At 38.1% G+C, this 11,799-nt stretch carries 14 protein-coding genes; 1 reads left to right on the forward strand and 13 read right to left on the reverse strand.

The features are described from left to right. Nucleotides 1-352: 352 nt before the first annotated feature. Both M3210_RS18615 and M3210_RS18620 read right to left on the reverse strand, forming a co-directional pair. Complete coding sequence (locus M3210_RS18615; RefSeq protein WP_251517551.1) at nt 353-736, reverse strand: SprT-like domain-containing protein; 384 nt, start codon at nt 734-736, stop codon at nt 353-355. Between the two features lie 153 nt (nt 737-889). Further along, a complete protein-coding gene (locus M3210_RS18620; RefSeq protein ID WP_349774382.1) occupies nt 890-1,120 on the reverse strand; it encodes a SprT-like domain-containing protein in 231 nt (76 codons plus the stop codon). Nucleotides 1,121-1,572: 452 nt separating this feature from the next. Here M3210_RS18620 and M3210_RS18625 point away from each other — a divergent pair, with 452 nt between their 5' ends. Continuing rightward, entirely contained in the window at nt 1,573-3,066 is a 1,494-nt protein-coding gene (locus tag M3210_RS18625; RefSeq protein WP_251517554.1) for a catalase, read from the forward strand. A 45-nt stretch (nt 3,067-3,111) separates the two neighbouring features. Here M3210_RS18625 and M3210_RS18630 read toward each other — a convergent pair whose 3' ends face one another. The 11 genes from M3210_RS18630 to M3210_RS18680 all read right to left on the reverse strand — a co-directional run bounded on the left by M3210_RS18630 (nt 3,112) and on the right by M3210_RS18680 (nt 11,566). After that, on the reverse strand, nt 3,112-5,274 hold the full coding sequence (locus M3210_RS18630; protein ID WP_251517556.1) for a Tex family protein: 2,163 nt from the start codon (nt 5,272-5,274) through the stop codon (nt 3,112-3,114). A 151-nt stretch (nt 5,275-5,425) separates the two neighbouring features. Next, nucleotides 5,426-6,019, reverse strand: a complete 594-nt coding sequence (locus M3210_RS18635; RefSeq protein ID WP_251517557.1) for a SpoIIE family protein phosphatase — start codon at nt 6,017-6,019, stop codon at nt 5,426-5,428. Beyond that, a complete protein-coding gene (gene sigB, locus M3210_RS18640) occupies nt 6,019-6,810 on the reverse strand; it encodes an RNA polymerase sigma factor SigB (RefSeq protein ID WP_251517559.1) in 792 nt (263 codons plus the stop codon). Before sigB ends, M3210_RS18635 begins: the two co-directional genes overlap by 1 nt. After that, nucleotides 6,782-7,258: an anti-sigma B factor RsbW gene (gene rsbW, locus M3210_RS18645; RefSeq protein ID WP_251517561.1), complete on the reverse strand. Its 477-nt coding sequence runs from the start codon at nt 7,256-7,258 to the stop codon at nt 6,782-6,784. The genes sigB and rsbW overlap by 29 nt, the downstream gene beginning before the upstream one ends. Then, nucleotides 7,258-7,593: an STAS domain-containing protein gene (locus tag M3210_RS18650; protein ID WP_251517564.1), complete on the reverse strand. Its 336-nt coding sequence runs from the start codon at nt 7,591-7,593 to the stop codon at nt 7,258-7,260. Before M3210_RS18650 ends, rsbW begins: the two co-directional genes overlap by 1 nt. Nucleotides 7,594-7,680: 87 nt before the next feature. Further along, nucleotides 7,681-8,694: a PP2C family protein-serine/threonine phosphatase gene (locus M3210_RS18655; RefSeq protein WP_251517565.1), complete on the reverse strand. Its 1,014-nt coding sequence runs from the start codon at nt 8,692-8,694 to the stop codon at nt 7,681-7,683. Between the two features lie 226 nt (nt 8,695-8,920). Further along, complete coding sequence (locus M3210_RS18660) at nt 8,921-9,325, reverse strand: anti-sigma regulatory factor (protein ID WP_251517569.1); 405 nt, start codon at nt 9,323-9,325, stop codon at nt 8,921-8,923. A gap of 4 nt (nt 9,326-9,329) precedes the next feature. Continuing rightward, nucleotides 9,330-9,686, reverse strand: a complete 357-nt coding sequence (locus M3210_RS18665; protein ID WP_285853898.1) for an STAS domain-containing protein — start codon at nt 9,684-9,686, stop codon at nt 9,330-9,332. A 5-nt stretch (nt 9,687-9,691) separates the two neighbouring features. Then, nucleotides 9,692-10,567: an RsbT co-antagonist protein RsbRA gene (locus tag M3210_RS18670; RefSeq protein ID WP_251517567.1), complete on the reverse strand. Its 876-nt coding sequence runs from the start codon at nt 10,565-10,567 to the stop codon at nt 9,692-9,694. Between the two features lie 350 nt (nt 10,568-10,917). Then, on the reverse strand, nt 10,918-11,277 hold the full coding sequence (locus M3210_RS18675; protein ID WP_251517568.1) for a type II toxin-antitoxin system PemK/MazF family toxin: 360 nt from the start codon (nt 11,275-11,277) through the stop codon (nt 10,918-10,920). Nucleotides 11,278-11,281: 4 nt separating this feature from the next. Next, nucleotides 11,282-11,566, reverse strand: coding sequence for a CopG family ribbon-helix-helix protein (locus M3210_RS18680; protein ID WP_251517570.1), 285 nt, complete (start codon nt 11,564-11,566; stop codon nt 11,282-11,284). Between the last annotated feature and the right edge of the window lie 233 nt (nt 11,567-11,799).

An 11,799-nucleotide genomic window follows, 5' to 3' on the forward strand; every position in this document is an offset into this window, starting at 1 on the left:
GGGGTGAACAGTTTAGCTGACGGGATCTAGTCCCACGGGTGCGACGTTCTACCCCGACTACCGTAATAATAAAACCTTATAAAAAAAGGTCAACCAGTAATTTCTGGCTAACCTTATATTACGAACGGGTGCGTTAGTTGAATAAGAAATCCTTAAAATATTCATTCTTTATTATAAAAACTCTTGCTATATTTAAAAGAGACGAATCCATTTTGAAAAAAGAATGATCAAAATGGATTTGTCTAGTTACAGTATTACACAGGGTTGCGATGTACCTTTAATCGAACTCTAATTTAAACCTATAGCTCTATGTTTCAACCCTTTCTTTAATAGGAATATTAACACGATATTATTACTTATTTAAACTCTTAGAATAATTCTTAAATGCCTTTTGAGCAGTTTTGGTTTTACTGAAAGAAGCACCAACTCTAATACATTCTTCAACAAACTCTTTCGTGTCGTCTCTAAAAGGCTTTCCTGTTGTATGTAATACCCAATGTACCATTTCATGCAAAAGGCTATTTAAAACCTCCTCATTAGAATATCTTTCATTAACAACCTTGCTCATTCTGATAAACTTATCACCTGTTTTCGAATTAAAATGATAACTCGCTAGTTTTCTTCTCCAATCCCTATTAACAAGTTCAATTCGTATATCAAACTCTCGATCCCAATGCTCTTTTGCAAATCGCTGGGCATAATTAACTAAATCCTCTTCTGTGAAATGGCAAGACAATTAAGAACAACCTCCCTCTCTTCATTACAACACAATTAATTTCAGCAAAAAGCACATTAGAAAATGGTTAAAACCAAAAATAAAATTAAAACCAAAATATATTATGTTTAAACCCTTCGATTTTACAGCACTTATCATTAAAACCACAAAAATTCATATCATAGATTGTGTGAGTTCGTGTTTAATAATGCCGTAAAATTCATTCTTGTCCATTTCCATGGCGTACTTAGGGTTAAGCTCAATCAATCTTTTTGCAGGCATATACCTTCCACCAGTAGTTCTCAATCTGGTATTGAATCGAACTTCATCAGTAAACGGCTTATCAAAGTAGGTAATAGAAATTCGATTTACAAGATCTTTCAATTCTTCATGATTCATTAACATTAAATTACTTCCTTCATTATAATTCTAAAAGTATTGTATCATAGTTCGATTTAATAAAATCCCCTTAAATTTAACTCTTTTAATCTACAACTGTTATTTTACTTTCGCTATAGCTATAGGTATAACAGTTCAAGCAAGTTTATTGTAATTACAAACAGTTCTACTTTAAAATAGTAAAAACGAAATGCAAATCTACCATTCTTAACGAATCCACACCTCTTCCATTCTCAATTAATTTATCCAAATGAGAAAATATGAAGGAGTTGAAAAACAGTTCTTTCCAACCGCCTCCAATCGCGACTTTTTTATAAAACTTCATTATAGCGCTTGTTCAGTCTATAAAATCATTCTCCATCAAGTTGTCGAATAAATGTTAAGCAATATTAATAGTAATCTGCTAATGATTGTGTTATTATAATTATTGTATTTAATGAACAGGGAGGAATAAAAGAATGGATAGCAAAAGTAAAAAAATGAAAATGACCACAGCTTTTGGTGCACCAGTACCTAACGATGATGATTCCAAGACAGCTGGTCCTCGTGGCCCATTACTAATGGAAGACTTCTGGTTCTTAGAGAAACTAGCACATTTTGATAGAGAAGTAATTCCTGAGCGTCGTATGCATGCTAAAGGTGCAGGTGCTTACGGAACATTAACAGTAACAAATGACATCACTAAATATACGAAAGCTAAACTATTCTCAGAAGTTGGTAAGAAAACAGATATGTTTATCCGCTTTTCTACAGTAGCAGGTGAGCGTGGTGCAGCAGATGCGGAACGTGATATCCGTGGAACTGCTATGAAGTTCTATACAGAAGAGGGTAACTGGGATTTAGTTGGAAATAACACTCCTGTATTCTTCTTCAGAGATCCTAAACGTTTCCCTGACTTAAACCACGTAGTTAAGAAAGATCCTGTAACTAACTTGCATAACGCACAAGCTAACTGGGATTTCTGGAGCAGCCTTCCAGAAGCACTACATCAAGTAACAATTGTCATGTCTGACCGTGGAATTCCTAAAACATTCAGACATATGCATATGTTCGGAAGCCATACTTACAGTATGTTCAACGCTAATAATGAACGTCATTGGGTTAAATTCCATTTCTATTCACAACAAGGAATTGAAAACTTAACAGAGGATGAAGCTGCAGCAGTTATCGCTCAAGATCGTGATAGCAGTACACGTGACTTACGTGAAGCAATCGAGCGCGGCGATAATCCAAAATGGAAAATGTACATCCAAGTTATGACAGATGAGCAAGCGAAAAATCATAGATATAACCCATTTGACCTAACAAAAGTTTGGTACAAAGACGAATTCCCACTAATTGAAGTAGGGGAAGTTGAGCTTAACCGTAACCCACAAAACTACTTTGAAGAAGTTGAGCAAGCTGCATTCGCTCCAACTAACATCATCCCTGGTATTGGTTTCTCACCAGATAAGATGCTTCAAGGAAGATTGTTCTCTTACGGAGACGCACAACGTTACCGTCTAGGTGTTAACCACTGGCAAATTCCTGTTAACTATCCGAAAAACGTTGAAAACTTCCACCCATACCATCGTGATGGTGCAATGCGCGTAATACCTTACCAAGGTGGACACGTATCTTACAGCCCGAACAGTTATGGTATGTGGGAAGACAGCAAAGAGCATCAGGAGCCAACACTAGAGCTTGGCGGAGATGCAAACTACTGGGATTTCGATGAAGATGATAGCCTATACTACGAACAACCAGGTAAACTATTCCGTCTTCTATCTTCAGAAGAACAAGAAAGACTATTCGAAAACACTGCTAGAAACATGGATGGCGTTTCGAAAGATGTACAGTTAAGACATATCGTCAACTGCTACAAAGCTGATCCAGCTTACGGTGAAGGTGTAGCGAAAGCAATCGGCATCGACCTAAGCGAAGTTGAAGCAGCAGTAAGTAAAGAAGACTAATAAAAAATCTGCAGGAGCATACTTGCCCTGCAGATTTTTTTATATTTATTTAACCATCGAAAGTGCAATTCTGCCTTTTTTCTCATCTACACTTTCCACCCAAACAGTTACAACATCACCGACTGACACAATATCCATCGGGTGTTTGACGAACTTATTGGACATTTTTGAGATATGCACCAGCCCATCCTCTTTAACACCTATATCAACAAATACACCGAAATCGACAACGTTTCTCACCGTGCCCTGCATTTCCATTCCCTGCTTCAAATCTTCGAGCGAGAGCACGTTCTGTTTCAATAATGGTTGAGGGAAATCATCCCGCGGATCTCGTTCTGGACGACTCAACGCTTCGATGATATCAACGAGTGTCGGCTCTCCGATATCCAGTTGTTCAGCAACCTCTTTAATGTTGATTTCAGAAAATTTACCTCGCAACTCTTCCGTTCCGATATCTCCAAAGGAGTATCCTAACAACTTTAAAAGTTCCTCCGTCTTCTTATAGCTCTCCGGGTGAATTGGCGTACGGTCCAACGGGTGTTCACCATCGACGATCCGTAAGAAGCCTATTGCCTGTTCGTAAGTTTTGGCTCCAAGTCGCGGAATCTTTTTCAGCTGAGTCCGATTTGTAAATTTCCCTTCTTCGTTTCTACGCTTCACAATATTATTTGCAACCGTCTTACTTAGACCAGATACATATTGCAGTAAAGAAGTAGATGCCGTGTTTACATTTACTCCGACTTGGTTAACAGCTGTTTCCACAACAAAACTCAAGGATTCTGTTAACGCCTTTTGACTGACATCATGTTGATATTGACCAACGCCAATAGACTTCGGATCAATCTTTACCAACTCTGCTAAAGGATCTTGAACCCGGCGTGCAATTGAAGCTGCACTTCTTTCCTCGACTTGCAGATTTGGAAACTCCTCACGTGCCAACTCTGAAGCAGAGTATACACTTGCGCCAGCTTCATTCACAATAATATACGGTATATCCAAATTGTTATTTTGAATCACATCAGAAACAAATTGTTCCGTTTCTCGTGAAGCCGTTCCATTACCTATTGCAATTAGTTCGACATCGTACTTCTGAATAAAATCAAGAACCTTTTTCTCTGCTCCTTTTAAATCCAATCTCGGTGCAGTCGGATAAATGACAGATACATCATGGACTTTCCCTGTCTCATCGACCAATGCTAGTTTACAGCCTGTTCGAAACGCTGGGTCGATTCCTAGTATCGTCCTACCCTTTAACGGCGGCTGTAAAAGCAGGTTTTTCAGATTAACAGCGAACACCTCAATCGCCTGTTCCTCTGCCTTTTCAGAAAGTGTGTTGCGTATTTCCCTCTCTATCGAAGGCTGAATCAATCGTTTATAGCTATCTTCAACTGCCGCTTGTAGAAACTCCGCTAGAGCACCAGAAGTAGAACGTTTCAATGTTTTCCGATTTAAATATTCCACGATTTTATCTACTGGTGGTTCAACTGAAACTTTTAATACCTCTTCTTTCTCCCCACGATTTAATGCAAGTATTCGATGAGAAACGAGGGATCGAACGTTTTCATTATAATCGTAGTACATTTCATATACCTTTTTTTCATCCAAACTTTCATCCTTCACTTCAGAGAGAAGTTTGCCACGTTTCCACGTTTCATCACGAATATACTCTCGATGTTCCGGAATATCAGAGATCCATTCAGCAATAATATCATTGGCACCTTCTAATACAGATTCTAAAGATGTCAACTCATGCTCTTCTGATAAATATTTTTCTGCTTCTTTATGTAAATCGAAGTTGCCTTGTTCCCAAATTAAAACAGCCAGTGGCTCTAAACCTTTTTCCTTTGCTTTTGTTGCTCGCGTTCTCCTTTTTTGTTTATACGGGCGATAAAGGTCTTCAACGCGCTGAAGCTGAGTCGCTTCTTTGATTTCCTTTTCCAACTCATCGGTGAGCTTGCCCTGCTCTCCGATAATTCTCAGGACCTCTTCTTTTCTCTGTTTTAATTGTAGGGCATAATTCCATTTATCCTGGATTAATTTAATATCAACTTCGTCAAGTCCACCAGTAATCTCTTTACGATAGCGCGCTATAAATGGTACTGTATTACCTTCCTCGAATAAGCTGATTACTTTCTCGATTGTGGAAGCATTTATTTTTGTTTCAGCCGCTACTAATTGGAATAATTCGTCTGTATGTGTAATGGTCATCACTACTCCTCCTTATTTCATTATCTTACCAAATTCCTTGTTCCTTGCCTAATTGGAATAGGGACACGGAATCAAAACAACTGTCATTACATATGACAGTCACTCTAAATCCGTGCCCCTATGATAAGATAGATTATTTGATTTTATTAGTTCAACCTTCGTAACGCATTGCGATAAGAGTCGTATCATCTTTTTTATTTTTATCTGATGTCATTTCATAAGCTTTGGTGATCCGTTTTACATCATTATCAATAAAAAAGCTTTTGGATAATTCCTTATCCTGAACTCCATCGGAAAACATGATAAAAGTTGTGTTCTTTTGGAGCTTATAGTTCTGTACTTTTATGTGACGTTTATATCCAGCTAGATATCCATTATTTGGTATATTACGCTTCTTGATATTCCCATCGGTTACCGTCATAATTCCAATATTACCAATAGAAGAGAAGGAATAGGACTCAGAATTGAAATCAATCTTCAATATTCCAAGTACTACTCCTCGTTTACCAAATAAGATTTCATTACTTTTCAATACGAGCTCTTCCACGCCGACATGATTGTTTTCCTGAATAATATCAATTACAGCTTGAGAAGATTCCATCGCATATTCGCCACTTCCGAGACCATCTGCTATTGCACAGATGAAGTGATCCTCGGTTTCATTATAGAAATAACTATCCCCGCAGAAAGTATTTCCTTCTTTCGGCTGTTGGAAGACAGAGACCTGCACTTTGGGTTGCGTCATTAATCCAACACCTCAGATTGCTCGGCCTGTATGGCTTCACGCAGCTTCAACAAAGCTTTTCTCAACAATCTCGAAACATGCATTTGTGAAATACCTAATAACTCTCCTGTTTCCTTTTGACTCTTATTCTCAAAATACGTATATTGTAAAATCAACTGCTCTCTTTCGGATAGAATCGGCAGAACTTTTTCAAGGATCATACGTTGATCAATCGTATCATAGCCAGCGTCGTTATTTCCGACAAGGTCTAAAATAGCTACCGTACTACCCTCTGAATCTGCCTCTACTTTACGATCAACAGAAAGAGCTTTATAACTTTTGCCCATTTCCATCGTTTCCAGCACTTCTTCTGATGTCACATCAAGATAATCGGCAATTTCCTCTACAGTAGGTGACTTTTGATTGATTCTAGTCAGTTCATCCACAGCTTTTTTGATTTTCGGTCCAAGTTCTTTGATTCGCCTCGGCACGTGGACACTCCAAGTTTTATCACGAAGGTATCTCTTGATTTCCCCGATAATGGTTGGAATAGCAAAAGACTCGAATGATTTACCGTATGTTTCATCATACCTCTTCACCGCTGCTAGTAAACCAATCATCCCTACTTGGGATAGGTCTTCATATATCATACTATTACGGGCATATTTTCTCGCAATGGATCCTACCAAGTCCTTATAACGCAAGACTATTTTTTCTTGCACAGCTTCATCAGTGGGATTTTCTTGTAAATATTTAATCCATTGGTATACCTCATCTCTTCCTTTATGATGTGGTTGAGATTTGGTCGCCATCGAGATCCACCCCTGTTTCATTAATAAATTTGGTCATAATTATAATAATCCCACTATTATCATGAATCTCTACTTCATCCATCAATGCATCAATCAGGAATAATCCAAACCCTCCTTCTTGAATATCTTCAAGGGGTTTTGATTTCTCATAAGGTCCGACTCGTCTACGAACTTCATCCACATTAAAGCTCACGCCACTGTCAGCAACCATCACTTCTAAACGGTCATCATATACACCAAACCCAATGGTGATTTCACCTTTATCTTCTTCATCATAAGCATGGGTAACTGCATTAGTGATTGCCTCTGAAACAGCGACTTTTAAATCCTCTATATCTTCAAAAGAAAATCCTATCCGATTAGCGATTCCTGATAAACTTAACCGAACAACTCCGATGTAATCTGCTTTAGAAGGGATCGTCATCTCAATAAAATCAAATTTTTCCATTATTCATTTACACCTCTAATCGCAGCCTTGTTGACATCCATTATTTCGTTTAAACCAGTAATTTGGAATAAACGATATACACGGTCTTGAACATTGACCAACTTTAGTTCTCCATCATTTTCCTTCGCTGTCTTTAAAGCACTAACGAACACGCCAAGACCTGTACTATCCATATATGTAACCTCTTCTAAGTCGACGATTACATCTTTACCCTCACTGTTCATCGTTGTACTAAAAGTCTCTTTCAGCTTCGTAACGGTATATGCATCAATCTCACCTGATAATGAAATAATGGTTTGCTCATTTTTCTCAGTATGTTTAATCTGTAAATCCACAGTTATCCCCCCGTTTTCATATTTATTATCATTATTAGTTCTGTAATAATTGTATACACATACGTTTATACCCGGTTTAATATTCTTCTAAACTGTTTTTCTTAAAATTAATAAGCTAAAGTCATCCTGGAGTTTAAAATCTTGCAGTCTCTCGAAATGTTTATACACCTGTTCAACCATTTCCTGAGAAGATAGATGAGAGTATTGTTTAATCACTTCCAACACTTCATGAATCTCGATAAATCGTTCTCCATCCCTGCACTCTGTTACCCCATCTGTTAATAGAATGACCATATCATCTTTGTTAATCAACAATTCTTTTTCTTCATACTCTGCGTCTTCCGAAACTCCTAAGACCAATCCTCGTGTCGTAATTTCCGTAAATCGATCTTCAACCGCATTATAATAATAGCCTGGTTCATGACCAGCAGAAGAAAAGGCTAACCTTCCACTATTAGGAAAATATTGGGCATACATCATCGTAATGAACATATTTGATTCCACATTGCGCTCAACGACACGATTCAAGTTATTAAGAATCACTGGCGGACGCATCGTCTCCTCCGGGAAACTGTCCAATGAATACTTGATCATCGACATACACAGGGCAGCTGGTATGCCTTTACCAATGACATCTGCCATCGCAATCCCAATCGATCCATCTGTATTTAATAAAAAATTATAGTAGTCTCCGTTCATCTGATTGGCCGGAACACTGATCACTCCAATATCGACCCCTGGAACCTCGGGTTTATTCGTACGTAAAAGTTTCTGCTGCATTTCAGCTGCAATCGAGATTTCAGATTTTAATGCGATTTGTTGTTCGCGAAGAACCTGGATTTCCTGATGAGCCAATCCATATGAAATCATGGCCTCTAGTAGGAAGTCCATGGAATGTTCGTAAGACACAACCAAGTCAGGATATATTTCCTTTAATGCTTTTATATGTAAGTTAATAATCTCTTCAGGTAATATGTTATGTTTAATAAACGCTTTACTGACCAGCTCTACTTCATATAAAGCTTTTTCATCCTGCGTTTCAATATATTCAGCCAACAGTTTCTTATACTCTTCTGCTCTTTCCTTGAAAAAATTCTCCATCATACTCTCCTCGTTCCTTCTTTACATTAACACCATCATAAAATTAACGATGGAGTGTGCTGTGTAAGCAACACTCCAAGAAGTTAAGTGATAGTTTCCTAAGGAGCAGCTCTCTGCTCCAAATTCATTCATTAATTATCTCGAACAGGGTGGATAGATGACTTATTCCACAAGGATTTCTATCAGCCTACTTCCTTTTCAAGATACGAAGCTTCCACTATAGAATTCAACGTAACCATTTTATTGTTCTGATTCTTGTGCCTCTTTCTACCTCAGTATGGATTTCGAATTCATCCATTAATCTCTTGACACCTGGGAGTCCAGCACCTAATCCCCCAGAAGTAGTATATCCATCCTTCATCACTTGACTGATATCCGAAATTCCTGGGCCTTCATCTTCCGCAATCAAACACAGCCCTGCTTTATGTTCTGGCACCTGTATAATTTCATAACGAATTTCTCCATGATTAGCATATAAATAGATATTTCGTGCGAGTTCTGAAATCGCGGTTGCTATTCTAGCTTGGTCAACCGTACCAAACCCAATCTCTTTGGCCAATTCTCTACCAAGCTGACGGGCACCTACAATATCCCACTCCTTTTGGATTTTAACACAGGACTGAGGATTCATCATATTATACCCCCAATTCCTGGTGGAGTTTGATCAGACCCTGCTCGAGATCTAATGCGGTTGGCACATCTTGCATATTGATACCAAGATCAATTAACGTAATCGCAACTGCAGGTTGAATACCAGTTAAAACTACCTTAGCCCCCATTAAGCCCGACATTGTCACAACATCACCAAGTACTTTCGCAATAAACGAATCAATGATTTCCACGGAAGTTAAATCAATAACTACACCTGTTGATTCCGTTTTGTAGATTTCATCTAACAAATCTTCCTGAAACTGAATCGCTGTCTGATCATCCAATTCTGTTTGAATGGAGATCAACAAGTAGTTATTTAATTTCAGAATAGGTATGCGCAAGGTCTTCACTCTCCTCTCGCTGAACTTAGAATATGACGCAACTTTTCTTCCTTTGCTTGTCCTTCAAGCGGAACAACTTTACGATTCGTAATTTCCAGAGCAGAAGTAAAGCCTTTCTTCAATGAGCTCTTCGTAGAGAAATCACTTAAATCAATACCAAGGTTTACAATCGTCTGGGCAATCTCTGGTCGGATTCCGACTAAAATACACTTCGCACCAATCAGATGCACCGCTTCCGCTGCTTGGATGATATGGTGTGCAACCATCGTATCCACTACTGGCACACCTGTAATATCTATTAATACTACCTCTGAATTATGATTGATTGTACCTTGCAATAAGTTTTCCATGATAAGTTTCGCACGCTCCGTATCAATCGTACCGATGAGTGGCATAATCGTGATTCCATCCATTACTGGAATTAGCGGAGCAGACAACTCTTGCAAAGCAACGCGTTGAAGCGAAACAATATTCTCCCAGTTACCTGTATATTCATTCACCAACTGGCGTATAATCGGCTCTATCCAATCATCGACACTTTGAAAAGCGACTTTGATAGCTTCCGTATCCATATCTTCTGTATTTGTCAGTATATAATCTACTGTAACACGTCTAAAAATCTGTAATCCGTCTGTTATGTAACTTAGCGGCCAACCAAGATTAATAATTTTCTCCGAGAATCTTTCTACTTCTTCGGATGACCCCTGATTTTGAATGCTTTTGAATATTACATTGACAAATTCACGATTCGTATTTTCATAGAGCTCATCTCCGATATTTGTCGTGTAATTTTCATCTTTTAATTCGCTGACATTATCCATCCACATTTGGACGATCTGGTCGCTGTGTTCTAATACGATACGCTTAATTTTTTTATCCATTACGTATACCCCCATATCCAAATATTAATCATTGAGACTAATCATAACACGCTTATTCCCGTTCTGAATCAATTTCAAACATTATAATCCTATAAATTAACCGGTTATTTTTCCCAATTTAGATTCATTTAGGAAAACAGGATGAACACCTATCTTTCCTGATACCCTCCCACACTTTTTTCTATATTGTAACATGTAAACTAGCCCAATCTATATTAATAATTATTAATCTCAGCTATTGGTGCGCTCTCAGTTTTTCTTATATCAGGAAAATAGACAAGTGAACCCACGCTGCCAGTTTTTAACAGATAAACAAAAAAACTCTTCGAACGAAAGTTGAAGAGTTTCCATCAGTGATCATATATATCTTTTAGCCCTAGGCTAACTTCAATTGCACGATTAATTTTTTCCATCATTTCTTTATCTAGTTTAGTTATACGATCTGTTAGTCGCTGCTTATCCAGAGTCCGGATTTGCTCCAATAAGATAACAGAGTTTCGGTCAAAACCGTATTTTTTGGCGTCAATTTCTACATGAGTCGGCAGCTTAGCCTTTTGGATTTGTGCAGTGATTGCTGCTACAATAACCGTTGGACTAAAACGGTTTCCGATATCATTCTGAATGATTAATACCGGACGTACTCCTCCCTGTTCGGATCCAACTACAGGAGATAAGTCAGCGAAGTATACTTCGCCTCTTTGAACGTTCAAATTATTACACCCCGATCACTGTACGCTCTAGGGTGTTTTCAGCCTCCTCTTCAGCCTGAAAAGCTTCTGAAGCTATATTAAGATTAATGTGGCCCATTTCCTCATAGCCACGTCGCATCGCTTCCATAAATTGCTGGATATGATCCTTCTTCTTCTGCTCTAGATAAGTCTTCGTTGCCTGGTAAATGAACTCACTCAAATCGCTGTTATCATTTTTCACTAATCCATCCACCTCATTAAGAAGATTTTTAGGTAATTTCACCATCACTTCCTGTAAGCCCTCTGACAAAATGATGCACCTCCGCCAACTGATGAACATATAATATAACTTCATATATAAATTCCTCTTAATATTAACATTGAATAGACCCATTTGCAAAGGGTTCTTAAGAGTTGATTGAGTCAAGTACTTGTGGGAGTTTTTTAAGTCCCTTATTTTATACTGTTTTCGTCCAGTGTTTTGTTAGCGTTATCAACCCTATATTGCTCTAAAATGTTTGGGTTCTTCTATTTTTTAAATTC

This window comes from Oceanobacillus luteolus (assembly GCF_023715655.1).
Lineage (GTDB): Bacteria > Bacillota > Bacilli > Bacillales > Amphibacillaceae > Oceanobacillus > Oceanobacillus luteolus.

Bases quoted from the DNA above. Each gene is read 5' to 3' on its own strand.
- M3210_RS18620 (WP_349774382.1), bottom strand. From the start codon at position 1,120: ATGTTAATGAATCATGAAGAATTGAAAGATCTTGTAAATCGAATTTCT.
- M3210_RS18625 (WP_251517554.1), top strand. From the start codon at position 1,573: ATGGATAGCAAAAGTAAAAAAATGAAAATGACCACAGCTTTTGGTGCA.
- M3210_RS18630 (WP_251517556.1), bottom strand. From the start codon at position 5,274: ATGACCATTACACATACAGACGAATTATTCCAATTAGTAGCGGCTGAA.
- M3210_RS18635 (WP_251517557.1), bottom strand. From the start codon at position 6,019: ATGACGCAACCCAAAGTGCAGGTCTCTGTCTTCCAACAGCCGAAAGAA.
- sigB (WP_251517559.1), bottom strand. From the start codon at position 6,810: ATGGCGACCAAATCTCAACCACATCATAAAGGAAGAGATGAGGTATAC.
- rsbW (WP_251517561.1), bottom strand. From the start codon at position 7,258: ATGGAAAAATTTGATTTTATTGAGATGACGATCCCTTCTAAAGCAGAT.
- M3210_RS18655 (WP_251517565.1), bottom strand. From the start codon at position 8,694: ATGGAGAATTTTTTCAAGGAAAGAGCAGAAGAGTATAAGAAACTGTTG.
- M3210_RS18660 (WP_251517569.1), bottom strand. From the start codon at position 9,325: ATGAATCCTCAGTCCTGTGTTAAAATCCAAAAGGAGTGGGATATTGTA.
- M3210_RS18670 (WP_251517567.1), bottom strand. From the start codon at position 10,567: ATGGATAAAAAAATTAAGCGTATCGTATTAGAACACAGCGACCAGATC.